The sequence below is a fragment of the Roseovarius sp. MBR-79 genome (genome assembly GCF_053628555.1).
Genome location: NZ_JBRJGP010000009.1, coordinates 26,690 through 53,160, shown reverse-complemented (window position 1 = coordinate 53,160; position 26,471 = coordinate 26,690). Strand labels below are relative to the sequence as shown.

Here is a 26,471-nt window from a genome sequence, read left to right as displayed (position 1 = left end):
TTTCCCGCCCGACGCCGGTATAGACGAGTCCCCGCGCGATGCAAATGGCCACACTTTCGGCTTGAAGCCTGCGGGCCCGTGGTGGTATCTGCAAGGAGAATGCGGGTGTAGCTCAATGGTAGAGCAGCAGCTTCCCAAGCTGAATACGAGGGTTCGATTCCCTTCACCCGCTCCAGCCGCCCGACAGGATGGGTGGCCCTGCCCTCATCCGCCCTGCAATCGCTTCAAAAGCACCACCTCGCTCTCGGGGGTGATCGGCGTGAACCAGCTATCGTTGTAGATGCGCCCGTCGATGGAGACCGAGATGCCGCGCGACAACTCAGACCGCAATCCGGGGTGATCGCGCGCCAGACCGTCGAGCAGCGCGCGCAGGGTGTCGGCCTCCACCTCCACCTCGCGCGCGCCGCCTGCCAGATCGGCAAGCGACCCCCAGAGCAGCACCTTGACCATCAGCCCCCCGCTTGGATCGCCGCCAGCACGCGTGGCGGTGACATCGGCAATTGCGCCATCCGCACCCCTGCCGCCGCCGACACCGCATTGGCCACCGCCGCCAAGGGCGGCACGATGGAGGTTTCGCCCACGCCGCGCACGCCGTAGGGGTGGCCGGGATTGGGGATTTCCAGAATCACCGTGTCGATCATCGGCAGGTCAGAGGCCACGGGAATCCGGTAATCGAGGAAGCCCGCGTTTTGCAGGATGCCATCCTCGCCGTAGATGTATTCCTCGTTGAGCGCCCAGCCGATTCCCTGCACCGCACCGCCCTGAAACTGCCCTTCGACATAGGACGGATGCACCGCCTTGCCTGCGTCCTGAAACACCGTGTAGCGCAGGATTTTCGTGGCCCCCGTCTCGCGGTCCACCTCGACATCGACCATATGGGTGGCGAAACTCACGCCCGCGCCTTCGGCGGTCACCTCGTGGTGGCCCGCAATCGGCCCGCCGGTATTGCTGGCCACGGCGGCGATGTCCTTGATGGTCATGGGCGGGAACTTGCCGGCATTGGGACCGGCAGGGCGCGCCGCGCCGTCCTCCCATTCCACGGCCTCCGCGTCGATGCCCCAGACCATTGCGGCGCGGCGGCACATCTCTTTTTTCGCGGCCTCGGCGGCCTTGATCGTAGCCAGCCCCACGGCAAAGGTCACGCGAGAGCCGTCCGTCACCTCGTTCTGCCCGAGCGACCCGGTATCGGCGATGATCGTGCGCACCTGATCATAGGGGATGCCCAGCTCCTCGGCGGCCATCATCGTCATCGACGCACGCGATCCGCCGATATCGGGGTTGCCTTCCGAGACCGTCACCGTGCCATCGGGCGTCACGTTGAGCGAGACACAGGTATCGCCGCCGAAATTGAACCAGAAGCCGCAGGCAACCCCCCGACCCTGATTTTTCCCCAAAGGTGCTGTCCAATGCGGATGCTTATGCGCCGCCTCCAGCGTCGCCTTGAGGCCGATGGCGGGATAGGTCGGCCCGTAAGAGGATTTCGTGCCCTCATCCGCGCCGTTCATCAGCCGCACCGCCAGCGGGTCGAGGCCAAAACCCTTGGCCAATTCGTCAATCGCGCTTTCAATCGCAAAGGCCGCCATCGGCGCGCCGGGGGCGCGGTAGGCCGCGGCCTTGGGGCGGTTGGTGACCACGTCCCAGCCCACGGTCTTGACGTTTTCCAGATCATAGGGCGCAAAGCCCGACATTGCCCCCATATTGACCGGCGAGCCGGGCCAGGCCCCGCCCTGATAGCGCAATTCGGCATAGGCGGCGGTGATCTTGCCGTCTTTCCTCATGCCGATTTTCACGTCGATGGAGGTGGACGAGGTCGGCCCCGTCGCGCGCAGCACCTCGGATCGGCTCATCACCATCTTGACCGGACGCCCGGATTTCTTCGCCAGCATCAGCGCCACCGGCTCGAGGAAAACGGTGGTCTTGCCACCAAAGCCTCCGCCGATTTCGCTGGCCGTCACGCGCAACTGTCCCTGTTCCAGCCCCAGAATGGCAGCGCAGGTGTTGCGCACCATGTAATGCCCTTGCGTGCAGACCCAGAGATCGCCCTGCCCATCCGCGCTCATCGTCGCCAGACAGGCATGCGGCTCGATATAGCCCTGATGGGTGGCCGCCGTGCGATAGGTCCGCTCCAGCACGCGGTCGGCCTGTTTCAGCCCTGCCTCGATATCGCCATGGCCGAATTCAGAACGCGCGATCACGTTCTGGGACATGCCCGGCGGCACGGTTTCTTGCTGCCGCCCCTCGTGGAGCACCGGTGCGTCGGGCTTCATGGCTTCGTCCACGTCGGTCACATGCGGCAGAACATCATACTCCACCTCGATCAGCCGCAGCGCCTGCCGCGCCACGGCGGGCGAAATGGCGGCCACGGCGGCAATGGCGTGACCATCGTAAAGCGCCTTCTCGCCCGCCATGCAGTTCTCCATGATATCGGCGACATGATCCGGCACGTCGCCGAAATCCGCGCGCGTCACCACCGCCTTGACGCCGGGCAGCGCCTCGGCCTTCGACGCATCAATCCGCAGGATCCGCGCATGGGCATGAGGCGAGCGCAGGATGCGCCCCGTCAGCATCCCCGGCGCCACCATGTCCGCGCCGAACCGCGCGCGCCCCGTCACCTTGTCGATGCCGTCGGGCCGGTCGGGGCGCGTGCCCACCACCTTGAAAACGCGGGTTTTATTGCTGTCATCAAGCGCCATCACGATGCCCTCCGCATGTCCGCCGCCGTTTCCATCACGGCGCGGATGATCTTGTCATACCCGGTGCAGCGGCAGAGGTTCCCCGCCAGCCAATAGCGCACCTCTTCCTCGCTTGGGTCGGGGTTGCGCTCCAAGAGCGACTTTGCCGCCACGAGGATACCCGGCGTGCAGATGCCGCATTGCAGCGCCGCCATCTCGATGAATTTCTTCTGGAGCGGATGCAGCCGCTCGCCCGTGGCCATGCCCTCGATGGTGGTGATCTCGCGGCCCTCGGCCTCGGCCCCCAGCATCAGGCAGGAACACACAAGCCGCCCGTCGACGGTGACCGAGCACGCCCCGCAATCGCCGGTGCCGCAGCCCTCCTTGGTGCCCGTCAGGCCCAGTTCGTCGCGCAGCACATCGAGCAGCGTCGCCTCGGCCTCGCACAAAAATTCCGTCGCGTCGCCGTTGATCGTGGTTGTCACATGTATCCGGCTCATGCCTTGTCTCCTTTCGCGCGCGCCGCGGCGATCACCGCCGCGCGGCGGGCCAGAACGCCCGCCACGTGGCGGCGGAAATCGACCGTGCCGCGCTTGTCATCTATCGGTGTCGCGGCCTTCGAGCAGGCCGCCGCCAGATCCGCCAGCGCCGCCTCGTCCAGAACCCGGCGCTTGATGGCCTCGGCTGCCGCCTCGACCAGAATGACCTTGGGCCCGACCGCGCCAAGCGCCACCCGCGCCGCCGTCACCCGGTCCGCCTCGTCAAGGCTCAGCGAAATGCCGCAGCCCACCACCGCGATATCCATCTCGGTGCGCGGGATGAAGCGCAGATAGGCATCGCCCGAGCGCGGCGCCTTCGCGGGCAGGAAGATCGAGACGATGAACTCGCCCCGCGCCAGCGCGGTCTTGCCCGGCCCTTTTGGGACGTCGATCACCGCCAGATCGCGCGTGCCCTCGGGCCCCACGATCCGCGCCACGGCACCGGCGGCGACCATCGCGGGCACCGAATCGGCGGCAGGCGAAGCGTTGCAGAGGTTCCCCGCCAGAGTGGCGCGCCCCTGCACCTGCGTCGAGCCGATAAGCCCCGCCGCCTCGACCACGCCGGGCCAATCCGCGACAAGCCCCGCGTGCTCGCCCATCTCGGCACCCGACACCGCGGCCCCGATGCGCCAGCCGCCCTTTTCAGCCGCAATCTCGCGCACTCCCTTGATGCGCTTGATATCCACGATCAGTTCCGGCTCGATCATCTCCGACCGCAGCTTGACCAACAGATCGGTGCCGCCCGCCAGAACATGCGCCCCCGTCTGACCGGCCAGGGCCGTCACCGCCTCTTCCACGCTGCGTGGCGCTTCAAATCGCATGGCTTGCTCCTTGGTTCAGTTGCGCGCTGGCCTGAGGGACTCAGCGCCCTTGGCCCGACTATCCCGCAAGTCTGGCCAAGACGCAAACAGGCTGACGCAAGGGGGGCGTTTCCGGACCGATGCGGACGTTCGACATAGAGTGCTCAGCCGCGCGGGGGAATACGTCACGGGCAGCACCAGGCCAGTCCCGACGCGCAAACCGCTTTGGCCTTTCATAAAATCGCCCGCTACCCCCGCCGATACCGCTCCGCCAGCCGCACAGGGTCCGCGCCGCACAGATAGCGCAAGAGCAGCCAGAGGTTCCGTGCCCCGCGCCGCAGCCAGCCCTCGCGCTCGAACCGCGCCGCCGAGGTGCGCACCGCCAGCGGCAAAAGCGTGATGCGACCCCCGAGTGCGCGCGCCAGCGCCACATCCTCCATCAGCGGAATATCGGCATGGCCGCCCGCGCGGTCATAGTCGGCGCGCGCGATGAGCAACCCCTGATCGCCATAGGGCAGGCCGAAGAGACCCGAGCGCAGGTTGGCCCACCCCGCCACAAGACGCGGGGCGAGCCCGCCCGCGTCGAACGTCAGACTAAAGGCCGCAGCCCCGCCCCGCGCCATATGCGCGCGCGCGCCCTCGGCCCACCCCTCGGGCAGCACCGTGTCGGCGTGCAGGAAAAGCAGCCACTCACCCCGCGCCACCCCGGCCCCGCGCCGCAATTGCCCCCCGCGCGACGGCGCGCCGGTCACGATCACCGCCCCCGCCGCCTCGGCCATGAGACGGGTCTCGTCGGTCGAGCCGCCATCGCTGACCACCACCTCTCGGATCAGCCCGTCCCGCACCCCCTCGAACAGCGCCGCGAAACATTCGGGCAGGCCCCGCCCCGCGTTGAGCGTCGGAATCACCACCGAAAGCGCGGCGCGCATCGCCTGTCCCCCCTGTTGCCCGCGTCCGCTTTGCCTATATTGGACGCGACGGCACAAGGGAACGGGCATGGCGCGGACAATCCTCGAAATCACCGGCAGCGATGCCGAAACCTTTCTGCAAGGACTGATCACCAACGATGTCAGACGGCTTGATCACGGTCTTGTCTATGCCGCGCTGCTCACGCCTCAGGGCAAGTATCTGGCCGATTTCTTCCTTCTGCGCCGGGGCGGGGCGATCTGGCTCGACGTGGCCGAGGGTCTTGCACCGTCGCTGATGCAGCGCCTCTCGCTCTATAAACTGCGCGCGGACGTGGGCATTGCCGAGACGGACCGCAAGGTCCGGCGTGGCACCGGCCCCGCGCCCGAGGGCGCCCTGCCCGATCCGCGCCACGCCGATCTGGGCTGGCGGCTTTATGGCGATGCGGATGGCACCGACGGCACCGATTTCGACCGCATCCGCGTGGCCCACCTCATCCCGGAAACGGGCGTGGAACTGACGCCCGAGACCTATATCCTCGAAGCCGGGTTCGAGCGGTTGGGCGGCGTCGATTTCCGCAAGGGCTGTTATGTCGGTCAGGAGGTCACGGCGCGCATGAAGCACAAGACCGAGCTCAAAAAGGGTCTGGCGCTGGTGGCTGTCCATGGCGCGGCCCCCGTGGGCAGCGAGATCACCACCGCGGATGGCAAGAGCGCGGGCGTTCTCTATACCCAGGCGGGCGGGCGCGGCATCGCGTATCTGCGCCATGACCGCGCCACCCCCGGCATGAGCGCGGGCGCGGCGCGGGTCGATCCGCTGGGGTGCTGAGCGCGCTCAGGCGCGCTCGGAATATTCCATGGTCTCGGTGTTGACGACGATCGCCTCGTCGGGCCCCACGAAGGGCGGCACCATGACCTTCACGCCATTATCAAGGATCGCAGGCTTGAAGCTGTTGGCCGCGGTCTGGCCCTTGACCACCGGCTCGGTCTCGACAATGCGGCACACCACCTTTTGCGGCAGGCTGGCATGGAGCGCCTCGCTCTCGTGGAATTCCACGGTGATGGTCATGCCGTCCTGAAGAAAGGGGCGCCGCTCGCCCAGCAGATCGGCGGGCAGTTCGATCTGCTCATAGGTCTCGGTATCCATGAACACCAGCTTGCCGTTCTCCTCGTAGAGAAACTGCTGGTCCTTCTGCTCGAGGCGCACGCGCTCCACCTTGTCGGCGCTGCGGAACCGCTCGTTGAGCTTGGTGCCGTTGCGCAGGTTCTTCATCTCGACCTGGGCAAAGGCACCGCCCTTGCCGGGCTTGACGTGATCGACCTTTACCGCGGCCCAGAGATGGCCGTTATGCTCCAGCACGTTACCGGGGCGAATCTCGTTTCCGTTGATCTTGGGCATTGGGCCAAACCGTGACAAAAGGTTGATATGATGTTGCCCGTTCCTATATCTCGCGGGATGCAGGGTGGCAAGACAACCATATTTCGTTTTCGGATCGCCAGAGCCATGCGCATTTTGCATAGATGTTATGCATTTGCGGCCTATCCGAATCGAATAAAACCGGTCATAACCGCCCGGATGCCTGAAACGCAAGAGCAATAAGAACAGGACGAACAATGAAGGATTTCGTTGACGGCGCGGCGTTCAATGCCGAACAGGGCAACCGTGCGCGCAAACTTTTCGCGGCCGTGGTGCTGGCCGCACTGGATGATGCCATTTCCGACGACAAGAAATATGGCAACGGTCCGGAACAGATCGCCCGTTGGGCGCGCTCGCGTGACGGGCGCGAAGTGCTGAGCTGTGCCGGGATCGACCCGAACGAGCGCGTCGTCAAGGGGCTGATGGAATTCGTCGCCAAGGGCGTGCGCACCTCCGTCGCGCTCTCGCGCGAGGAAAGCGAGCGTCGCCACGCCGCAGCACAGGCCGAGGCCGAGGCCGCCTGAGCGCGAGACCGCTGACCGAGATGTCCGGCCCCGTCGCCTGCGGCGGGGCCTTCGCTTTGGCGGGGGGGCGATGACGCGCGCGATCATGATCCAGGGCACCGGCTCCAACGTGGGAAAGTCGTTGCTGGTTGCGGGGCTGGCGCGCGCTTTCTCGCTCCGGGGTCTTTCGGTCGCTCCGTTCAAGCCGCAGAACATGTCCAACAATGCCGCCGTCACGATGGATGGCGGCGAGATCGGGCGCGCGCAGGCGCTTCAGGCACGCGCCGCAGGCCGCGCCCCGCACACCGACATGAATCCCGTCCTGCTCAAGCCCGAGGGCGCGCGCGGCGCGCAGGTCATCGTGCAGGGGCATCCCGTGGGCAGCCTTGGCGCCCGGGATTACACGCATGAAAAGCCCCGCCTTCTGGGCGCGGTGCTGGACAGCTTCCATCGCCTCAGCCGCACCGCCGATCTGGTGCTTGTCGAGGGCGCGGGCAGTCCCGCCGAGATCAACCTGCGGGCGGGCGACATCGCCAATATGGGATTTGCGCGCGCGGCAGGCGTGCCGGTTGTGCTCGTGGGCGATATCGACCGGGGCGGCGTGATCGCGCAGATCGTGGGCACGAAAACCGTGATCGCCCCCGAGGACGCCGCGATGATCCGGGGCTTTGCGGTCAACAAGTTCCGTGGCGAGATCGCGCTTTTCCGCGATGGCGAGCGGGCGATTGCCGATCTGACCGGCTGGCCCTCGCTTGGGGTGGTGCCGTGGTTCGATCACGCCTGGCGCCTGCCGCCCGAGGATGTGCAGGACCTGACCAGCATCACGCGCCACGGGGCGCGGCATATCGCGGTGCCGCATCTGGGCATGATCTCCAATTTCGACGATCTTACGCCACTGGGGAACGAGCCCAATCTGACGGTGGAGATCGTGCCCGCAGGCAGGCCACTGCCCGCCACGGCCGATCTGATCCTGCTCTTGGGCAGCAAGTCCACCATCGCCGATCTGGCGACGTTTCGCGCCAATGGCTGGGATATCGACCTGGCCGCCCATATCCGGCGCAAGGGCCGGGTGTTGGGGGTCTGTGGCGGCTATCAGATGCTGGGCCGGTCCATCTCTGACCCGAACGGGATCGAGGGGCCACCCGGGACAGTCACGGGGCTTGGTCATCTCGACGTGACTACGGTCTTGCGCCCGCGCAAGCGGCTTGGGTTTACCGAGGCGCGGCACATGGCCTCGGGCACTGCGGTGCGTGGCTATGAGATCCATCTGGGCGAGACGACCGGCCCCGATTGCGCGCGCGGCTGGCTCAACGTCAGCGACCGGAGCGAGGGCGCGCAATCCCCCGACGGGCGCATTCAGGGCACCTATCTGCACGGGCTCTTTGCCGAGGACGCCTTTCGCGCGGCCTATCTCGCCGATCTCGATGCGGTCTCGGATCTGCTCTACGAGACGACCGTGGAGAGCACGCTCGACGCGCTCGCCCGCCATCTGGAGCACTGGATGGACCTCGACCGGCTGCTATCGCTGGCCGCGCCGCCGGTTCAGTCGAAATCCTGAGAGGTCAGCGCGCGGTGAATCTCGCGGCGCACCAGCTTGCGCACGTTGCGGGTGATGCGTTCGCCAAGCGTGCCCATCAGCTCCTGCCGGACGATCTCGGCCACCAGATCGCGCAGCGCCTCCTCGTCGATCACCGCCTCGTCAAGCTCGAACGGTGCGGCGACGGCCTCGTCTTCGGCATCCCAACTGCGGGCGAAGCTTTCAGAGGCCAGATCATCCGCCGCCATCTCGTCAGGATCAAAGGAGACCGCCTCGGGCGCAAACTCCGGATCGGCATCGCGCCATTCAAGCCTCGGGGCCTCGGACGCATCGGAAAACGCGTCCTCGTCATCGCCGTCCGGTTCCCACATGTCTGCAGACTGGGCCGTCCGGTCCGGGGACGCCGCAGCTTCAGTCGTGGCCGCCTCGTCGCTTGCCGTCTCTGCCTCTGCCTCGGCCGCGCTCCCGGCTTCCGTCTCGAACCCGGTCCCGGCCTCGCTCTCTGTCTCTGTCTCTGTCTCGGGCAGATCGTCGGGCAGATCGTCGGGCTTGTGCAGGTCGTCATTCGTCACGACCGGGTCCGCCGCGAAAACGTCCTTCTGCGGCGCGTCCCCTTCGTCGATGCGCAGCGCGGGGGTCAGCACCAGCCGCTCGGCAGCCTCGTTGCGCGAGGGTGCAGCGCGCTCCTGCTCTGATCCGCCGGACACAAGCCGCCGGATGGATGCCAGAACATCCTCGATATCGACATTCGTCACGGGGTCCGACATGCCTGCCCTCTTGTCTGCTCACGGAAAAGTTTACCCGCGAGACGCGGCCCGCACAACCGTTTCAGAAAGTTTTCACTGTTTTCCGAGCGCGCGCAGCACCCGGTCGAGTTGCTGGCCCTGAGGGCTGATCGGCACCGGCGCGGTCTTGACCAGATCGTAATAGGCCGCCGGATCATAGGTCTGCACGCCAAGGTTCAGATCCGTCACCGTCAACTCTCCGATCGCCGCCAGCACCGAATAGGCCGCAATCACCACATCGGCATTGGCCGAAATGAGATTGGCCTGCGCATCAAGCAGGTTCTGCTCTGAATCAAGCACGTCCAGCGTCGTGCGCGCGCCCAGCATCGCCTCCTCCCGCGTGCCCTCGAAGGCGACCCGTGCGGCCCGTACCGCCTCGATATTGGCCGTGCGCGAGGCGCGTGCGGCGCGCAGGTTGGCAAAGCCGTTGCCCACATCCTGCTTCACCTGAAGCCCGGCCAGGTGAAGCCGCGCAAGCTGTGCATCGCGCTGCGCGCGCGCCTGCCGCTCCAGCGAACTGATCCGTCCGCCCTGATAGATCGGCCCTCGCAATTCCACCCCGACACTGCCCGAGCGCGAAAAGCCCGAGCCGGTCAATTCGTTCGTTGCCCCAAGCCGCCCGATCAGGTTGACCTGCGGCAACCTGGCCGCCGCCGCCGCGTTGATATTGAGTTCGGCCACAGTCACGTTGCGCTGCGCCCCGAGAACATCGGGGTGGCGACGCACCGCAGCGGCCTTGGCCCCGTCCACATCGCTTCCCAGTGACGGCAGATCGCCCGGCGCGCGCAAGTCGCCCGGCGCGCGCCCCACCGCCTCGCGGAATTCCTCGATCGCACGGGTAAGATCGCCCTCCGCCACGGCCAGACCGCTCTGCGCCAGAGCCACCGCCGCCTCGGCCTGCGAGACATCGGTGCGCGTCACCTCGCCCACTTCGAACCGGTCGTTGGCCGCGCGCAATTCCTCCTGCAAAAGCCGCAGGTTGTTGCGGCGCAGATCGACGAATTCGCGGTTGCGGATCACGTTCATATAGGCCTGCACGGCGATCAGCAGCACCTGCTGTTCGACACTGCGCAGCGTCTCGCGGGTGGCAAGAACCGTCTCCTTTGTCGCCTCGGTCAGGAAATCGCTGCGCCCGAAATCATAGAGCAGGAGCGAGCCGGTGAGGCCGATATTGGCGGTGGTCTCGGCGGTGCCGTTCGCCCCCGGGTTGAAGGTGTTGGACGAGCCCGAGCGCACGCGGCTGAAATTGCGCGTGATATCGGTGCTCCAGTCGATGATCGGGCGCAGCGCCGCAACGGCCTGCGCCACATCCTCGTCGGCGGCGCGCAACAGGGCGCGGTTCTGATCCAGAAGACCGCTGTTGAGATAGGCATCCTTGAGCGCATCGGCCAGTGTCTCGGCGCGAAGCACCGTTGCCGGGGCCAGCAGAACCAACCCTGCCAGCGCAAGCGCACCCATCCGCCTCGTCATCCCGGTCAGCCCCGCCATCACCGCGCCTCCTGCACCCCTGCCGCTCACAGCGTGAACGCTGCCCGTTTCTCGAAACCCGGCAAAACCGGCGCACCGGCATTGAACCCGTGCCGCCATGTCATCTGACCGTCGATCTTGTAACCGATCCGCACCACGCCAAGCACACCCTCCGAGAAGAGACAGGCTATGCGTCCGCCCTCCTTGAGCTGATCGGTGATTGCCTCGGGCAGATGTTCCACAGCACCTTCCAACACGATAACGTCATAGGGTCCGTGATCCGGCGCGCCCTCGGCCAGCGTTCCCGCGACCATCACCACATTGTCGGCACCTGTCTCGACCAGCAGGCGCTGTGCCTCCTCGACGAGGGCGGCGTCCTCTTCCAACCCGACGACCGCCTCGGCCATGCGCGCGATCACCGCCGCCGAATAGCCCTGCATCGGGCCGATATCGAGCACCAGATCGTCGCCCTCGACCGCGAGCGCGTCAAGCATCTTGGCCAGAGTGCGCGGCTCCAGCATCACGCGGCCCTCGCCCAGATCGAGGTTTTCGCCCAGATAGGCCGCCTCGCGCAGGCGCGCGGGCACGAACGCCTCGCGCGGGACGCGCAGCATGGCGTCGATGATCGGGAACTTTGTCACATCAGAAGGGCGGATCTGTGTATCCACCATCATGGTGCGCCGCGCGGCATAATCGGTCATCGGCCGACCTCATGTCTTGTTGTCACCTTGAGGACGCTTCTGACACATCGGCGCGGCCTCGGCAATCGCCGGAACGCGCGCGCGGCAGGGCTATCGGTCGCGCCGCGCCTGACCAAGCTCGAGGCGCATCACAACCGTATCGTCCTCTGCCACGAAGTGCCGCCGCCCGAAAAGGGCACGCGCCCGCGCATCCTCGCGCGCCACCGCCACATCAAGCGATTTCAGCCCCGCCCCCGCCAGCGCGCGCGGCAGGCTGACCAGCACCTCGGCACCGATGCCGCGCCCGCGCACGGCGCGGCGCACATGCAGCGTCTCGATCCGGCCCACCAGTCCGCCTGCGGCCACCGACCAGCCAAAGGACAGGAGCACATAGCCGATGGGCGCGCGCGGCGGCCCGATGAGATAGGCCGCGCCATGCGGGCTGCCCTCCAGCAGCGGCATGAGCGCTGCGGAGAGCGCGCCCTCTCCGGTCGTCCCTCCCCGCTCGCCCTCGCGCGCCAGCACCATCGGCAAGAGCCGGTCGAGATCGTCGGGCCGTGCCAGCGTCAGGGCCGTCATAGCCGCGCCAGACCTGCGGTCAGGAGATCAAAGAATCCGTTCGCGTCGATGTCATGCAGCACGCGCGCATTGGCCGGCCGGCCCGTCACCCCCCACCAGTCCATCACCGTCATGCCCATGGTCAGCTCCGATCCGGTCTCGACCATGACATTGACCTCGCGTGCGGCAAAGAGGTCCGGTGCCAGCAACCAGCCGATCGTGCAGGGATCATGCAGCGGCGCGCCCTGCCCGCCATGGCGCGCGCTCTCGCGTCCCGTGGGCCTGCTCAGCGCCGCCGCCACCTGCCCCACCCGCGTGCGGAGCGCGGCAAAGGCGGCGTTGCGCGCGGGCGTGACCAGCGCCTTGTGGGTCACGTCGAGCGGCACGATGGTAACGGGCGCACCCGCGCAGAGCACGATATCGGCGGCCTGCGGGTCCACATGGATGTTGAATTCCGCCACCGGGGTGACATTGCCAAGCGCGCGATGCGCGCCCCCCATGAGCACGATGTCGGCCACCCGCGCCACGATGTCGGGCGCGCGCCGAAACGCCGTGGCGAGATTGGTGAGCGGGGCAAGTGCCACCAGCGTCACCGTGCCCGGTGCGGCCTCCCGCAGGGTCTCGATCAGGAAATCGACCGCGTGGCGCGAATCAAGCGGCATGGTCGGCGCGGGCAGGTCCACGCCCCGCAACCCGTCCTCTCCATGCACATGCTCTGCGGTGACCAGATCGCGCCCCATGGGCCGGTCGCAGCCCGCCATCACCGGCACATCCCGCCGCCCGGCCAGTTCGCAGATCCGCCGCGCGTTGCGGGTGGTCAGGCCGAGCGGCACGTTGCCCGCCACACAGGTCAGGCCCAGCACCTCGAGCGCCTCGCCCGAGGCCAGCGCCAGAAGGATCGCCAGGGCATCATCCTGCCCCGGATCGGTGTCGATGATGATCTTTCGCGCCACGCGCCGCCCCTCTGCCCGACCGGATACAGCATGATGCGCCATCGCCCGAATGTCCATCGGCGCGCAGCGAATCGGCCCGCTCGGCCCCCGGTTGCATCCCACGCCGCCGGTCGCGGATGCGCCTTGATCGCGTTTGCCGCCGCGCTTGCCGGAAATTTTCCGCCTTTCCCGCGCTTTGCCCCCAGCTTTCCATTTGGGTTTCGCGCCATTCTGGCTATAGTCGCGCAGAATAAAGCTGTCTGCCAAGCCACGCCGAGGGGGAGCCGCCGAATGATCCGGTCGGAACTTATACAGAAAATCGCCGATGATAACCCGCATCTCTATCAGCGCGATGTCGAGAAGATCGTGAACACCATCTTCACCGAGATCACCGACGCGCTCGCCCGGGGAGACCGGGTCGAACTGCGCGGCTTCGGGGCCTTTTCGGTCAAGAAGCGCGATGCGCGCACCGGCCGCAATCCCCGCACCGGCGAGAGCGTCGAGGTCGAGGAAAAGCACGTCCCCTTCTTCAAGACCGGCAAGCTTCTGCGCGACCGGCTCAACGGGCACTGATCCATGCGCTATATCCGCTACGCCTCGATCGCCATCTTCGGCCTTGCCCTCGTGCTGATCGCGCTGGCCAATCGCAACATGGTCACGCTGCGGGTGCTGCCCGACGAGCTTGCGGGCTTTGCCGCGCTCAACCCGACCTATGACCTGCCGCTTTTCGTGGTGATCTTCGGCGGCATCGCCTTCGGTCTCATCGTGGGCTTCATCTGGGAATGGATCCGCGAGGCAGGCGAACGCGCCGCTGCCGCCCGTCAGGCCCGCGAACTGGCCAGCCTGCGCGCCGAGGTCACGCGCCTGCGCGGCGAACGCGAGCGGGACAGCGACGAGGTGCTCGCCCTGCTCGACAAGGCAAGCTGACGCGCCCATGCCCGCAATCCGTGTCAAGGTCTGCGGCCTCACCGAGGCCGCGCATGTCGCGACCGCCGTGGCGGGGGGCGCGGCCTATGTCGGTTTCGTGTTCTTTCCGCCCTCACCCCGCAGCCTGTCGCTGCCCGCCGCGCGCGCGCTTGCGCTCGACGTGCCGCCCGGCGTGGCCAAGGTGGCGCTGACGGTGGATGCGGACGATGCGGCACTCGATGCGCTCTGCGCCGAGGTGCCGGTGGATTTCCTGCAACTTCACGGCAGCGAGTCCCCAGACCGCGTGCGCGAGGTGCGCGCGCGCCATGGCCTGCCGGTGATCAAGGCCATCGGCATCGCGGGGGCCGGGGATCTGGCGCTGATCGAAACCTACGGCGCGGTGGCCGATCAGCTTCTGGTCGACGCCAAGCCCCCCAAGGGCGCGACCCGCCCCGGCGGCAACGCCGCCGCCTTCGACTGGTCGCTCATCTCGGATGTGGACTGGCCCTGCCCCTGGCTGCTTGCGGGCGGCCTTACCCCCGAAAACGTGGCCCATGCCATCGCCCGCACCGGCGCACGGCAGGTCGATGTGTCCTCGGGCGTCGAATCCGCACCGGGCGTCAAGGATACCGCACGGATCACGGCATTTCTCGCGGCGGCGCAGCGGGACGAATGACGCCAGAGGGCCGTTTCGCGCAACAAATGAAAAGAATTTGGCAATCGCGCGACATTTTATCCACAAACCCTGCTTGACGCCCCCTGCCCCCCCTCCTAATGTCGCCGCCACGCAGCAAGGGAGTCGGCGGTCCATGTCGGGGATTGTCCTTATCGTAGGCAAATGGCGCGTGGGCCGGTAACGGAAACACCATATCGGCACCCCATGCGCCCCCGCCACAGGACCGGGGGCTTTTTAATGCGTATCACGATTACGCCATATACGGAGCAAGAACGATGACACGTCAGATGAGCGGCGCGAAAATGGTGGTTCAGGCCCTCAGGGATCAGGGCGTGGAGGTCGTGTTCGGCTATCCCGGCGGTGCCGTGCTTCCTATCTATGACGAGATTTTCCAGCAAAACGACATCCGCCACATCCTCGTGCGCCACGAACAGGCCGCCGTGCACGCCGCCGAAGGCTATGCCCGCTCCACCGGCAAGCCCGGCGTCGTGTTGGTGACCTCGGGCCCCGGTGCCACCAATGCCGTCACCGGCCTCACGGATGCGTTGATGGACAGCATCCCGCTTGTCGTTCTCACGGGACAGGTGCCCACCTTCATGATCGGCACAGACGCCTTTCAGGAGGCAGACACCGTCGGCATCACGCGGCCCTGCACCAAGCATAACTGGCTGGTCTCGGATACGAAAAACCTGTCGGACACGCTGCATCAGGCGTTTCACGTCGCCACCTCGGGCCGCCCGGGTCCGGTGCTGATCGACATCCCCAAGGATGTGCAATTCGCCAGTGCCGACTACACGCCGCCTCAGAAGGCCCGCACGCATCACTATCAGCCGCAGGTCAAGGGCGATATCGAGGGCATCACCGATCTTGTCGCGGCCATCGAGAAGGCCAAGCGCCCGATCTTCTATACCGGCGGCGGCGTGATCAACTCGGGCCCCGCCGCAAGCCGGCTTCTGCGCGAACTGGTCGAGGCGACGGGGATTCCGATCACCTCCACGCTGATGGGCCTCGGGGCCTATCCGGCGAGCGGAAGGCACTGGCTCGGGATGCTGGGGATGCACGGCCTTTACGAGGCCAACATGGCGATGCATGGCTGTGATCTCATGATCAATATCGGCGCGCGTTTCGACGACCGGATCACCGGGCGTCTGGATGCGTTCAGCCCCGACAGCATCAAGGCCCATATCGACATCGACCCCTCCTCGATCAACAAGGTGATCAAGACCGACATTCCCATCGTCGGCGACATCGCGCATGTGCTTGAGGACCTGCTCGCGGTCTGGAAGGCGCGCGGACGCAAGGTGAATGCCGAGGGCATCGCCAAATGGTGGGAGCGGATCAACGAGTGGCGCAAGGTGGATTGCCTCGAGTTCAAGCAATCCGGCCCGGTGATCCGCCCACAATATGCGCTGGCACGGCTGGAGGCGCTGACCAAGGGGCATGACCGCTATATCTGCACCGAGGTCGGCCAGCACCAGATGTGGGCAGCGCAATATCTGGGCTTCGAGGACCCCAATCGCTGGATGACCTCCGGCGGCCTCGGCACCATGGGTTACGGCTTTCCGGCCTCCATCGGCGTGCAGATCGCGCACCCGGAGGCGCTTGTGATCAATGTCGCGGGTGAGGCGTCGTGGCTGATGAACATGCAGGAAATGGGCACGGCGATCCAATACCGCCTGCCGGTCAAGCAGTTCATCCTCAACAACGAGCGGCTTGGCATGGTGCGGCAATGGCAGGAACTCCTGCATGGCGAGCGCTATTCGTCGTCGTGGTCCGAGGCACTGCCCGATTTCGTGAAACTGGCCGAGGCGTTCGGGGCGAAGGGCATCCTCTGCAAGGACCCCGCCGATCTCGATGACGCGATCATGGAGATGCTGGCCCATGACGGGCCGGTGATCTTCGATTGTCTGGTGGAAAAGCACGAGAACTGCTTTCCGATGATCCCCTCGGGCGAGCCGCATAACAAGATGCTGCTTGGCGAAGCCTCGACCAAGGACGCCATCAAGGCAGGCGGGGCGGTGCTGGTGTGACCCCGTTTTCTTGAAAAGAAAACGTTCCGGAATTTTTTGAAAATTCCGGAACAACACTGCCTCCAACAAGGATTGAAAGAATGTCCCCGCTGAAAATCAAAAAAGGCTCGTCCAAGCATTCCGCCTATAACCTGCGGCCCAATTTCTCGGATGTGCAGGAGACCCATACCCTTGCCGTGATCGTCGATAACGAGCCGGGCGTGCTCGCCCGCGTGATCGGCCTCTTCTCGGGGCGGGGCTACAATATCGACAGCCTGACCGTGGCCGAGGTGAACCATACCGGCCACACGTCCCGCATCACCATCGTCACCACCGGCACCCCGCAGGTGATCGAGCAGATCAAGGCGCAGCTAGGCCGAATCGTGCCGGTCCACGAGGTCCATGACCTGACCGTCGAAGGGGCGAGCGTCGAGCGCGAACTGGCGCTGCTGAAGGTGGCCAGCGAGGGTGACAAGCGCGTCGAGGCGCTGCGGCTGGCGGATATCTTCCGTGCCAAGGTGGTGGACAGCACGCTCACCAGCTTTGTCTTCGAGATTACCGGCGGGCCGGAAAAGATCGACGCTTTCGCCGATCTCATGCGCCCGCTCGGCCTTCACGAGATGGCGCGCACCGGGGTCGCGGCCATGTCGCGCGGGATCTGACCGGCGCAAAATCCGCGCGCATGTCGCGGGAGGGCCACGCCCGTGTCGCTTGCGGGCGCGCGGCGCGGGGCCTGCGGGGCAAACCTCACGGCAGAGCCCGAAGCCGAGAGGTGCGACATGACCCCGCCAACCGATCTGAGCCGCGTGCGCGCCCCCGTGGCCGAGGCCAGGGCGCTTCACGCGCGGCTCAAGGCGGCGGGTCGCGAGGCGTGACGCGCGGCTTGCACCCCGGCCACGAAGGTCTACCTTCAGGACATATCTACAGGAGGTCCCGCGTGCCACTCGCCATCCCGTTCGACAACAGCTATGCCCGCCTGCCCGCAGCGTTCCATACGCGGCAAGCGGCCGCAGCGGTGCACGCGCCCCGCCTCATCCGTTTCAACGCGCCGCTTGCCGAAGAGTTGGGCATCACCATCGGCGACGCGGACACGCTGGCGCGGGTCTTTTCCGGCAACGAGGCCCCCGAGGGCGCGGCCCCGCTGGCGCAGGTCTATGCCGGGCACCAGTTCGGCGGCTTCTCGCCGCAGCTTGGCGACGGGCGCGCGCTGCTTCTGGGCGAGGTGGTGGACAGCAAAGGCCAGCGCCGCGACATCCATCTCAAGGGCTCGGGCCCCACGCCCTATAGCCGGATGGGGGACGGGCGCGCATGGCTGGGTCCCGTGCTGCGCGAATACGTGGTGTCCGAGGCGATGCACGCGCTTGGCATCCCGACCACCCGCGCGCTCGCGGCCGTCGCCACCGGCGAGCCGGTCTGGCGCGAGGCGGGCGCGCTGCCGGGAGCTGTGCTCACGCGGGTCGCGGCCAGCCATATCCGCGTCGGCACCTTCCAGTATTTCGCCGCGCGGCGCGATCTGGCCAGCCTGCGCGCGCTCTATGACTACACCGTCGCGCGGCATTATCCCCACGTCGAGGATCCCGCGCATCTTCTGTCCGAGGTGATCGGGCGGCAGGCGCGGCTGGTGGCGCGCTGGCTCTCGGTGGGGTTCATCCACGGGGTGATGAATACCGACAATACCGCCATTTCGGGCGAGACGATCGACTACGGCCCCTGCGCCTTCATGGACAGCTACCACCCGCAGACGGTCTATAGCTCGATCGACGCGCATGGCCGCTATGCCTATGACAATCAGGCCCATGTGATCGTGTGGAACATGGCGCAATTCGCCACAGCGCTTGTGCCGCTCATGCCCGACGCGGATGCGGCGGTGGAGGAGTTCACCGCCCTTGTCCACGCCATGCCCGACCGGATCGAGGCCGAATGGCAACGCGCCTTCGGGCGAAAGATCGGCATTGCCGAGCCGGGGCCGGAGGCGGCCGCGCTTGTGGGCGATCTTCTGGCGCGCATGGCCGAGGGGCGGGCGGATTTCACCAACACCTTCCGCGCGCTGGCGACGGGCGGCGCGCGCGATCAGTTCCTCGACCCGATGGCCTTTGACACATGGGAAACCGGCTGGCGCGCGCGGCTGGCGCGCGAGGCGGACCCGACGGCGGTGATGCGCGCCGCAAACCCCGCTTTCATTCCGCGAAACCACCGCATCGAAGAAATGATCGAAGCCGGTATGTCTGGCGATTTCAAACCCTTGGAGCGTCTTATTCATGTTCTCTCAAAGCCGTTCGAGGATCAGCCCGACGCGGCGGAGCTAAGACGCCCACCGATGCCGTCGGAAGTGGTTCAGCACACCTTTTGCGGCACGTGAGGACGCAGTTTCAAACGCTGAAATGACGGGCAAACGACTCTGGCAAATCGAACTCGGCCAGCGCGCGGGCGCGCGCATCCGCCGACATCTTGCGCGCGGTCTTTTCGACGATGCGGTCGAGCTTGGCCGCGTCCTGCGTCGGCGCGAAGGGCGCGAAATACCAACGCAGGAAGGTGAAGCAGATCACATCCTCCAGCATCTGCACCTCGGCGTCGCGCTTGATCCCCTCCTTGCGCAGCATGGCCGCGGCGCGCGCGCAGTCCGCGCGTCCATAGCCCGCATCCGCCATGATCTGCGCCACACGCGCGGCGTGATGCCGGGCGAGATCGGTGCGCCATGCCAGATAGCCCGCGCGCCCCTCAGGATAGCCCGCGCGCGGCGAGGTCCAGCGTTCGATATGCTGCCCGCGCGCGGCGATCTGCAACGGCTCTGACGCATCAGGACAGAGCCGCGCCAGTTCCTCGCTCATGCGTTGACCATAAAGCAGGGCTGCGGGCGCGCCCTCGGCGCGGTCCGGGTCCTGCGCATTGGCGGCGTCGATGGCGCTCAGCGCCTGTGTCAGCCGGTCGTTCACGGGATGATGCGGGTGTATTTCATACCCTCGAGCGAGACGCCCGCCATCAGCCCCGCCTGCCCGAAGATCACCGCCACGACCGGCGCGGTCGATGTCGTCGTCTCGGCACGCAGGTTCTCGCCCCGGTCGTTGAAGGCATATTGGATATCGGCCCCCGCCGCCCATCCCGAAGACCGGCGGAACCCCTGAAGCGCCTGTTCGGTCATGAAGAACAGAACGTGGGCGAATTGCTGAGCCCCGATCTGAAGACCGACACTGCCCTTGGTGGCCGAGTAGTAATCCACCGTCACGTTGTTGATCCGCAGCGCCCCGCGCCCGAACCCGCCGCCGACCATGAACCCGGCCTGCGTCACCACCGGCATGACCAGCATCCCGGTGGATTTGTCGGCCAGCGCGCGTGTGCCGGGATAGGTTGCAAACATGTGGTCCAGCGTGGCGTTCACGCGCGCGTCGATGCGCGCGGCCCCCGGACTGCCGACACCGTTGTTGCAGGCCGCCAGAACCGGCGCGCTCGCCAGTATCCCAAGGGTGAATCCGCGTCGTGTGAGAGTGCTCATATCGGTGCCCGTTCCTTGCCTCTGATGCGCCAGCCTGTTCCTGCCGGTCCTCTACTCAGTATAGGCGCGAAGTCACTGTCTGTCACTACGGATTGAGATTGTGCGCGGGTTCCCGCGCGCACTCAGCGCGCGCTCAGAAGGCGCGCGGCGGCGGGCGCGAAATAGCTCAGCACCCCGTCGCAGCCCGCCCGCTTGAAGCACATGAGGCTTTCCATCATCGCGCGCTCGCCGTCGATCCAGCCGTTCTGCGCGGCCGCCATGATCATCGCATATTCGCCGGAGACCTGGTAGGCGAAGGTCGGCGCGCCGAATTTCTCCTTTGCCCGCCGACAGATATCGAGATATGGCATCCCAGGCTTGACCATCACCATATCCGCGCCCTCGCTCAGGTCGCGCGCGATGAGGCGCAGCGCCTCGTCCGAGTTGGCGGCATCCATCTGATAGGTCTTCTTGTCGCCCTTGAGCGCATCGCCCGCCCCCACGGCCTCTCGGAACGGTCCGTAAAAGGCCGAGGCGTATTTGGCCGAATAGGCCATGATCGCCACATTGTGATGACCCGCCCCCTCGAGTGCGGCGCGAATGGCCCCCACGCGCCCGTCCATCATGTCCGACGGCCCGATGATATCCACGCCCGCCTCGGCCTGGCTGAGCGCCTGTTTCACCAGCGCCTCGACGGTGGCATCGTTGACGATCTCGCCCGCCACCACATAGCCGTCATGGCCGGTATCCGAATAGGGATCAAGCGCCACATCGGTCATCACCGCCAGCCCCGGCACGGCCGCCTTGATGGCGCGGGTGGCGCGATTGCTCAGGTTCTCGGGGTTCCACGCCTCGGCGCAATCGGCGGTGCGGTTGGCGACCGAGGTGAAGGGAAAAAGACAGACCGCGGGAATGCCCAGATCCGCGGCCTCGCGCGCGGCCTCCACCACCTTGTCGATGGAGCGGCGATAGACGCCCGGCATGGACGGCACCGGCTCCTCTACCCCGTCGCCGTCGCGCACGAAGAGGGGCCAAATGAAATCGGCGGGCGAGAGCGCATTTTCCGCCACCATGGCGCGCAAGGCCCCGCTCATGCGGGTGCGGCGGGTGCGGGTGGCGGGAAAGGCGGCCTGAAATGGGGTCATGGGCTGGCTCGTCGCGGGCTGTGGCGTCATCACTTCCTCACTGTCATGGAAATTCGCCCATCTCAAGGGTAGGAATTGCCGCGCGCGGGCGCTAAGAGGGCGGGCGATACACTCCATTGAGGCGCGGCCTTGACCTTTCTCGACAATGTTTTCGAACTCATCGACCTGCGTTCGTTCAGCAACCTGTGGTTCTGGATCGCGCTTGCGGTGACCTGGTCGAGCGCAAGCCACTGGGTGCTTGGCGTGCCCTGGGACATGGCCATGCGCGCCCGCCGCAGCGCGGGCAGCGAGGCAATGGCCGATTTCGAGGACATGGTGCGGATCAACACCAACCGGCTTTTGTTCGTGGCCCATGAATCGGGGCTGATCCTTGCCGGGGTCGTGGCCTTCGTGCTGACGTCTCTGGCGCTTCTGGGCTTTGTCTATGACAACGAATTCTCGCAGGCGCTGGTCATGCTGGGCTTTCCGCTGACGCTGGTCGGGCTCGTCTCGGTGCGGACGGCGCGCGCGATCCGCGATCAGGGGCTTGCGGGCGAAGCGCTCATCACGCGGCTCGGGCAACACCGGCTTGTGGTGCAGATCATCGGCATGATCTCGATTTTCGTCACCGCCATGTGGGGCATGTATCAGAACATGAACATCGGCGTTCTGGGCTGAGCGGGGACAGGGCATGACAGACAAGCGCCATATCGTCATGGGCGGCGCGCCCGAAGGCTTTGACGCGCGGCTCGTGCTGGCCGAAACCCAAAAGGCCGACGGCCCGGTCATTCATATCGCGCGCGACGACAAGCGGATGGCCGCGATGGCCGAGGCGCTGCGCTTTTTCGCGCCCGACATGCCGGTGATCCGCTTTCCCGGCTGGGATTGCCTGCCCTATGACCGCATCTCGCCCAATGCCGAGATTTCGTCCACCCGCATGGCGACGCTGGCGGGGCTGGCCCACGCGATGCCGGCGCAATTCGTGCTGCTGACCACGCTCAACGCGGCCACGCAACGCCTGCCCGCCCGAGAGGTGCTGCGCGGCGCGGCCTTCGCCGCCACCGTGGGCGAGCGGATCGACGAAAAAGCCTTGCGCGATTTCCTTGTCCGCATGGGATTTGCGCAGGCCCCCACGGTGACCGAGCCGGGCGATTACGCGCTGCGCGGCGGGATCATCGACATCTATCCGCCGGGCGAGGAAGGGCCGCTGCGGCTCGATCTTTTCGGCGATGTGCTCGACGGGGTGCGCCGGTTCGATGCGGCCACGCAGCGCACCACGCAAAAGCTTGACCGGGTCGAGCTTGCGCCCGTTTCCGAAGTGATCCTCGACGAGGCCGCGATCCGCCGCTTTCGTCAGAATTACCGCATCGAGTTCGGCGCGGGCGGGGCCGAGGACCCGCTATACGAGGCCGTGAGCGCGGGGCGCAAGCAGGCAGGCGTCGAGCACTGGCTGCCCTTCTTTCACGAGCGGCTCGAGACGCTGTTCGACTACCTTCCCGAGGTGCCCGTCACGCTTGACGATCAGGCCGAGGCCGCCCGCGCCGCGCGGTGGGAGCAGGTCAGCGACCAATACGGGGCGCGCCGCCATGCGCTCGGGCAGAAAGCGCGCGGCGACACGGTCTATCAGCCGATCGCGCCTGATCTGCTCTATCTCGACGAGGGCGGGTGGCGCACAGCACTCGGCGCGCGCCGGGTGGTGCAGTTCGCGGCGCTGCCGCGCCCCATCGGGCCGGGGGTGGTGGATGCAGGCGGGCGTATCGGGCGTAATTTCGCGCCTGAGCGCCAACAGGAAAACACAAACCTTTTCAGTGTTCTGAAAGACCATGTTGAGGCAAAATTGGCCAAGGGGCCGGTTTTGATCGCGTCCTATTCCCAGGGCGCGCGCGAACGTATCGAGGGGCTTTTGTCCGATGAGGGCCTTGTCGGGCCGGTCTCGGTCTCGAGCATAAGGGGTGTGGGCAAGCACGGGCTGCATCTGGCGATCTGGCCGCTGGAACAGGGGTTCGAATCCCCCGCCCTCACGGTCATCAGTGAACAGGACGTGCTGGGCGACCGGCTCATTCGCGGGGCCAAGCGCAAGCGGCGGGCCGAGAATTTCCTGACCGAGGCGCAGGCGCTCGGTCAGGGCGATCTGGTGGTGCATGTCGATCACGGGATCGGGCGCTATCTGGGCCTCGAAGTGGTCACGGCGGCGGGGGCCGCGCATGAATGTCTCGTGCTGGAATATGCCGAAAGCTCCAAGCTTTACCTGCCGGTCGAGAATATCGAACTGCTCTCGCGCTACGGCCATGAGGAGGGGCTGCTGGACCGCTTGGGCGGCGGCGCCTGGCAGGCCAAGAAGGCGAAGCTCAAGGCGCGCATCCGCGAGATGGCCGACCGCCTGATCCGCGTCGCCGCCGAGCGCGAATTGCGCCGCGCGCCCGTCATCGCCCCCGAACATCACGCGTGGGAGGCGTTCGCCGCCCGCTTCCCCTATACCGAGACCGACGATCAGCTGCGCGCCATCGAGGACGTGCTCTCGGATCTGGAACGCGGCCGCCCGATGGATCGGCTCATCTGTGGCGATGTCGGTTTCGGCAAGACCGAGGTGGCGATGCGCGCGGCCTTTGCGGCGGCCATGGCCGGGCACCAGGTGGCGGTGATCGCGCCCACCACGCTGCTTGCGCGCCAGCATTACAGGGAATTTTCCGAGCGATTCCGCGGCTTTCCCCTCTCGGTCCACGCGCTGTCGCGCTTCGTGTCGACGCGTGATGCCAACCTCACCCGCGAGGCGATGTCAAAGGGCAGCGCCGATATCGTGGTGGGCACACATGCGCTTCTGGCCAAGGGGGTGCGCTTCAACAATCTCGGCCTGCTCATCATCGACGAGGAACAGCGCTTCGGCGTCGCCCACAAGGAGCGGCTGAAGGAAATGCGCAGCGACATCCATGTCCTGACGCTGACGGCCACGCCCATCCCGCGCACGCTGCAACTCTCGCTCTCGGGCGTGCGGGATCTCTCGATCATCGGCACGCCGCCCGTCGATCGCCTGTCGATCCGCACCTATGTGTCGGAGTTCGACACCGTCACCGTGCGCGAGGCGCTTCTGCGCGAGCATTACCGGGGCGGGCAGTCCTTTTTCGTGGTGCCGCGTATCAAGGACCTGCCCGAGATCGAGGATTTCCTGAAAAATCAGGTGCCCGAGGTGAGCTACGTGGTCGCCCATGGCCAGATGGCGGCGGGCGAGCTTGACCAGCGGATGAACAATTTCTACGACGGCAAATATGACGTGCTTCTCGCCACGACCATCGTCGAATCGGGCCTCGACATCCCCACCGCCAACACCATGATCATCCACCGCGCCGACATGTTCGGGCTGGCGCAGCTTTACCAGATCCGGGGCCGCGTGGGCCGCTCCAAGGCGCGCGCCTATGCGTATCTCACGACCAAGCCGCGCGTGCCGCTGACGCCGGGGGCAGAAAAGCGCCTGCGCGTGCTGGGCAGTCTCGACACGCTCGGCGCGGGCTTCACGCTGGCGTCTCAGGATCTCGACATTCGCGGCGCGGGCAATCTTCTGGGCGAGGAGCAATCCGGCCAGATGCGCGATGTGGGGTTCGAACTTTACCAATCCATGCTGGAGGAGACCATCGCGCGCATCCGTTCGGGCGAGATTGCCACCGTAACCGAGATGGACGAGCAATGGGCGCCGCAGATCAACCTTGGCGTGCCGGTGCTCATCCCCGAGGCCTATGTGCCCGATCTCGACGTGCGGCTTGGCCTCTATCGCCGCCTCAGCGGGCTGGAAAGCAAGGTCGAGCTTGAGGGGCTTGCCGCCGAGATGATCGACCGCTTCGGCCCCCTGCCCCGCGAGGTCAACATGCTGATGCTGGTCATGCGCATCAAGGCGATGTGCAAGCGCGCAGGGATTGCCAAGCTCGACGGCGGTCCCAAGGGTGCCACGATCCAGTTTCACAATGACAAGTTCGCCTCGCCGCAGGGGCTGGCCGAGTTCCTTCAGGATCAGCGCGGGCTGGCCAAGGTCCGCGACAACAAGATCGTCGTGCGCCGCGACTGGAAGGGCGAGGCCGACCGCGTCAAGGGCGCCTTCGCCATCGCCCGCGATCTGGCGGAAAAGGTCCGGGACGAGAAGAAAAAGGCCACCGGCACACGCGGTTGAGGTGGGCGGCAGGCCCCAAGCCCGTGTCCGCAATCCAAAGATTGGCAAGGGAACGTCCCATGATTGCCATAAACGCCTGACATGAGTGATCGGATCAACACTTGTCAGGAATTTGCGTATGGGATTGATCGGTTTCTTCACCCTTATCGTGGCGCTGGTTTTTCTCGCACGCAGCGTGCGCAGTTCCATTCAATCCCTGCGCGACAGCGTGGATCATCTTGTTGGCGATGGAACGCTCACCTCCCGGCTTTTACCCAACCTGTCGTTCACGCTGCTGTTCTTCCTGCTGTTATTCCAGAGCATGCAAACCAAGATGCCGGCACCGCTCTCCGATTTCCTCGGCATGAATGTGGTCCATGACCTCCACGACGTTCGGAGCAGTGGTAGCCTTCGCTCTCTGACAGTCGGGAAGGAGACTGAGTAATGTTTTTTCAACGTTATTTGCAAGCGGCCCCTGCCCGGCAACGTCCTCCCATGAACCCGCGCACACAATCGGCCGTGTCCTCGATGTTTCTCGCGGTTTGCCCGCTTGCCTTTGCGTTTTTTGGCACGGAAATGCGTGATATCCTGGTCAACGCGGCGCTTCTGGCCGGGTTTGGCGGGGCGCTTGCGATGATATCGCTCGGCCTCCACCTCAAGAAGGCCTATACGGAAAAGACCGTTGCCAGGCGTCCGAAGGTGCCTTTTTTGCTGGGCGGATCGGTCTTGCTGGGTGTGACCTTCACCGCGATGCTCCTCAATAACGAGGCTCATGTGATCACCGCGCTCGTGCAGGGCTGTGTGGCATCGGGCCTTGCCATGCTTGCCTTCGGCATCGACCCCTTGCGCAACAAGGGGCTGGAGACCGCCGCCGACATCCGACAGCACGAGGCGCATAAACTGATCCGCGTCGCGTCGGATCATCTCGATCAGCTTGGGCAGAGCATCGGCGAGCTGAACGATCCGCAACTCGCAGAGCAGATCGACGGGTTCCGCAAGACCGTCGCCCTGATGATCCGCGCGCTGGAAGATGACCCCGACCGTCACCGCGAACTGCGCAAGCACCTGAGCCATATTCTGGGCGAGATCGTCGCCTTGACCCGCCGATATGCCACGCAGTTCCGCACCACGCAGGATCGCGCGCTGCGAGACGCCTACCTGACCTCCATGGCAGAGTTCGAGGACAGTTTCTCGTTTGAGGCGCGCAAATTTGTCAACGGTGGCCGGGACTCGGTCGAGGTGCAACTGAGCGCGCTCAAGTCGCGTATGCAACGCAAGCCGCTCTGACCGACGCACGTCGCCCGAAATATGCAGCACCTTCCGAGCTCCGCTGCGACAACAGCCGTCATGTTCCCCC

The 26,471-nt window shown here is 66.0% G+C and carries 27 protein-coding genes and 1 tRNA gene; 14 read left to right on the top strand and 14 right to left on the bottom strand.

Annotation, left to right across the window (positions count from 1 at the left end):
• The first annotated feature begins 101 nt into the window (after positions 1-101).
• Positions 102-175 (top strand) — tRNA-Gly (locus ACSSV8_RS10855).
• A gap of 29 nt (positions 176-204) precedes the next feature.
• On the opposite strand, the gene ACSSV8_RS10850 is transcribed toward ACSSV8_RS10855, so the two are convergent.
• From ACSSV8_RS10850 to ACSSV8_RS10830, 5 genes are all read right to left on the bottom strand, one after another.
• A complete protein-coding gene (locus ACSSV8_RS10850) occupies positions 205-450 on the bottom strand; it encodes a MoaD/ThiS family protein (protein WP_354540433.1) in 246 nt (81 codons plus the stop codon).
• Positions 450-2,693, bottom strand: coding sequence for a xanthine dehydrogenase family protein molybdopterin-binding subunit (locus ACSSV8_RS10845; RefSeq protein ID WP_454282525.1), 2,244 nt, complete (start codon positions 2,691-2,693; stop codon positions 450-452). The genes ACSSV8_RS10850 and ACSSV8_RS10845 overlap by 1 nt, the downstream gene beginning before the upstream one ends.
• The gene (locus ACSSV8_RS10840; RefSeq protein ID WP_354540432.1) at positions 2,693-3,172 is read right to left on the bottom strand and encodes a (2Fe-2S)-binding protein; all 480 of its coding nucleotides are present in this window, start codon (positions 3,170-3,172) and stop codon (positions 2,693-2,695) included. The genes ACSSV8_RS10845 and ACSSV8_RS10840 overlap by 1 nt, the downstream gene beginning before the upstream one ends.
• Positions 3,169-4,032: an FAD binding domain-containing protein gene (locus ACSSV8_RS10835; protein ID WP_354540431.1), complete on the bottom strand. Its 864-nt coding sequence runs from the start codon at positions 4,030-4,032 to the stop codon at positions 3,169-3,171. Before ACSSV8_RS10835 ends, ACSSV8_RS10840 begins: the two co-directional genes overlap by 4 nt.
• 227 nt (positions 4,033-4,259) lie before the next feature.
• On the bottom strand, positions 4,260-4,940 hold the full coding sequence (locus ACSSV8_RS10830; protein ID WP_354540430.1) for a TIGR04283 family arsenosugar biosynthesis glycosyltransferase: 681 nt from the start codon (positions 4,938-4,940) through the stop codon (positions 4,260-4,262).
• A gap of 67 nt (positions 4,941-5,007) precedes the next feature.
• On the opposite strand from ACSSV8_RS10830, the gene ygfZ reads away from it, so the two are divergent.
• Positions 5,008-5,745, top strand: coding sequence for a CAF17-like 4Fe-4S cluster assembly/insertion protein YgfZ (gene ygfZ, locus ACSSV8_RS10825; protein WP_454282435.1), 738 nt, complete (start codon positions 5,008-5,010; stop codon positions 5,743-5,745).
• Positions 5,746-5,751: 6 nt separating this feature from the next.
• Here the strand turns inward: ygfZ and efp are convergent, their stop codons facing one another.
• Complete coding sequence (gene efp, locus ACSSV8_RS10820) at positions 5,752-6,315, bottom strand: elongation factor P (RefSeq protein ID WP_354540428.1); 564 nt, start codon at positions 6,313-6,315, stop codon at positions 5,752-5,754.
• 215 nt (positions 6,316-6,530) lie between these two features.
• Between efp and ACSSV8_RS10815 the strand changes: the two genes are divergently transcribed.
• Positions 6,531-6,857, top strand: a complete 327-nt coding sequence (locus ACSSV8_RS10815) for a DUF6280 family protein (protein ID WP_354540427.1) — start codon at positions 6,531-6,533, stop codon at positions 6,855-6,857.
• 70 nt (positions 6,858-6,927) lie between these two features.
• A complete protein-coding gene (locus tag ACSSV8_RS10810) occupies positions 6,928-8,394 on the top strand; it encodes a cobyric acid synthase (protein WP_454282434.1) in 1,467 nt (488 codons plus the stop codon).
• Here the strand turns inward: ACSSV8_RS10810 and ACSSV8_RS10805 are convergent.
• The 5 genes from ACSSV8_RS10805 to ACSSV8_RS10785 form a co-directional block, all read right to left on the bottom strand.
• Positions 8,379-9,140, bottom strand: coding sequence for a hypothetical protein (locus ACSSV8_RS10805; RefSeq protein ID WP_454282433.1), 762 nt, complete (start codon positions 9,138-9,140; stop codon positions 8,379-8,381). The two genes, ACSSV8_RS10810 and ACSSV8_RS10805, sit on opposite strands and share 16 nt — an antisense overlap.
• A 72-nt stretch (positions 9,141-9,212) precedes the next feature.
• Positions 9,213-10,646: a TolC family outer membrane protein gene (locus tag ACSSV8_RS10800; protein WP_454282432.1), complete on the bottom strand. Its 1,434-nt coding sequence runs from the start codon at positions 10,644-10,646 to the stop codon at positions 9,213-9,215.
• Between the two features lie 26 nt (positions 10,647-10,672).
• Positions 10,673-11,326, bottom strand: coding sequence for a protein-L-isoaspartate O-methyltransferase family protein (locus ACSSV8_RS10795; protein ID WP_354540423.1), 654 nt, complete (start codon positions 11,324-11,326; stop codon positions 10,673-10,675).
• A gap of 90 nt (positions 11,327-11,416) precedes the next feature.
• Complete coding sequence (locus ACSSV8_RS10790) at positions 11,417-11,884, bottom strand: GNAT family N-acetyltransferase (protein ID WP_454282431.1); 468 nt, start codon at positions 11,882-11,884, stop codon at positions 11,417-11,419.
• The gene (locus ACSSV8_RS10785; RefSeq protein WP_454282430.1) at positions 11,881-12,858 is read right to left on the bottom strand and encodes a nucleoside hydrolase; all 978 of its coding nucleotides are present in this window, start codon (positions 12,856-12,858) and stop codon (positions 11,881-11,883) included. Before ACSSV8_RS10785 ends, ACSSV8_RS10790 begins: the two co-directional genes overlap by 4 nt.
• A gap of 228 nt (positions 12,859-13,086) precedes the next feature.
• On the opposite strand from ACSSV8_RS10785, the gene ihfB reads away from it, so the two are divergent.
• The 6 genes from ihfB to ACSSV8_RS10755 all read left to right on the top strand — a co-directional run bounded on the left by ihfB (position 13,087) and on the right by ACSSV8_RS10755 (position 18,745).
• Positions 13,087-13,368 (top strand): integration host factor subunit beta, encoded by a 282-nt coding sequence (gene ihfB, locus ACSSV8_RS10780; RefSeq protein WP_354540456.1) that lies wholly within the window; start codon positions 13,087-13,089, stop codon positions 13,366-13,368.
• A gap of 3 nt (positions 13,369-13,371) precedes the next feature.
• Positions 13,372-13,722, top strand: coding sequence for a DUF1049 domain-containing protein (locus tag ACSSV8_RS10775; RefSeq protein ID WP_354540420.1), 351 nt, complete (start codon positions 13,372-13,374; stop codon positions 13,720-13,722).
• Positions 13,723-13,729: 7 nt separating this feature from the next.
• Positions 13,730-14,377 (top strand): phosphoribosylanthranilate isomerase, encoded by a 648-nt coding sequence (locus tag ACSSV8_RS10770; RefSeq protein ID WP_454282429.1) that lies wholly within the window; start codon positions 13,730-13,732, stop codon positions 14,375-14,377.
• 275 nt (positions 14,378-14,652) lie between these two features.
• Complete coding sequence (locus ACSSV8_RS10765; RefSeq protein WP_454282428.1) at positions 14,653-16,407, top strand: acetolactate synthase 3 large subunit; 1,755 nt, start codon at positions 14,653-14,655, stop codon at positions 16,405-16,407.
• An 80-nt stretch (positions 16,408-16,487) separates the two neighbouring features.
• Positions 16,488-17,048: an acetolactate synthase small subunit gene (ilvN, locus tag ACSSV8_RS10760; RefSeq protein WP_354540417.1), complete on the top strand. Its 561-nt coding sequence runs from the start codon at positions 16,488-16,490 to the stop codon at positions 17,046-17,048.
• Positions 17,049-17,323: 275 nt separating this feature from the next.
• Positions 17,324-18,745 (top strand): protein adenylyltransferase SelO, encoded by a 1,422-nt coding sequence (locus ACSSV8_RS10755; RefSeq protein WP_454282427.1) that lies wholly within the window; start codon positions 17,324-17,326, stop codon positions 18,743-18,745.
• A gap of 10 nt (positions 18,746-18,755) precedes the next feature.
• Here ACSSV8_RS10755 and ACSSV8_RS10750 read toward each other — a convergent pair whose 3' ends face one another.
• From ACSSV8_RS10750 to hemB, 3 genes are all read right to left on the bottom strand, one after another.
• A complete protein-coding gene (locus ACSSV8_RS10750; RefSeq protein ID WP_454282426.1) occupies positions 18,756-19,319 on the bottom strand; it encodes a DUF4202 domain-containing protein in 564 nt (187 codons plus the stop codon).
• Positions 19,316-19,876, bottom strand: coding sequence for a lipid-binding SYLF domain-containing protein (locus ACSSV8_RS10745; RefSeq protein WP_454282425.1), 561 nt, complete (start codon positions 19,874-19,876; stop codon positions 19,316-19,318). The genes ACSSV8_RS10750 and ACSSV8_RS10745 overlap by 4 nt, the downstream gene beginning before the upstream one ends.
• Positions 19,877-19,998: 122 nt before the next feature.
• Positions 19,999-21,000 (bottom strand): porphobilinogen synthase, encoded by a 1,002-nt coding sequence (gene hemB / locus ACSSV8_RS10740; RefSeq protein WP_454282424.1) that lies wholly within the window; start codon positions 20,998-21,000, stop codon positions 19,999-20,001.
• Positions 21,001-21,129: 129 nt separating this feature from the next.
• Here hemB and ACSSV8_RS10735 point away from each other — a divergent pair, with 129 nt between their 5' ends.
• The 4 genes from ACSSV8_RS10735 to ACSSV8_RS10720 all read left to right on the top strand — a co-directional run bounded on the left by ACSSV8_RS10735 (position 21,130) and on the right by ACSSV8_RS10720 (position 26,401).
• Positions 21,130-21,657 carry a component of SufBCD complex gene (locus ACSSV8_RS10735; protein WP_454282423.1) on the top strand — a complete coding sequence of 176 codons (528 nt, stop codon included), beginning with the start codon at positions 21,130-21,132 and terminating at the stop codon, positions 21,655-21,657.
• A gap of 13 nt (positions 21,658-21,670) precedes the next feature.
• Positions 21,671-25,135, top strand: coding sequence for a transcription-repair coupling factor (gene mfd / locus ACSSV8_RS10730; protein WP_454282422.1), 3,465 nt, complete (start codon positions 21,671-21,673; stop codon positions 25,133-25,135).
• 118 nt (positions 25,136-25,253) lie between these two features.
• On the top strand, positions 25,254-25,559 hold the full coding sequence (locus tag ACSSV8_RS10725) for a hypothetical protein (protein ID WP_354539553.1): 306 nt from the start codon (positions 25,254-25,256) through the stop codon (positions 25,557-25,559).
• A 50-nt stretch (positions 25,560-25,609) separates the two neighbouring features.
• Entirely contained in the window at positions 25,610-26,401 is a 792-nt protein-coding gene (locus ACSSV8_RS10720; RefSeq protein WP_354539552.1) for a 5-bromo-4-chloroindolyl phosphate hydrolysis family protein, read from the top strand.
• Positions 26,402-26,471 lie beyond the last annotated feature (70 nt).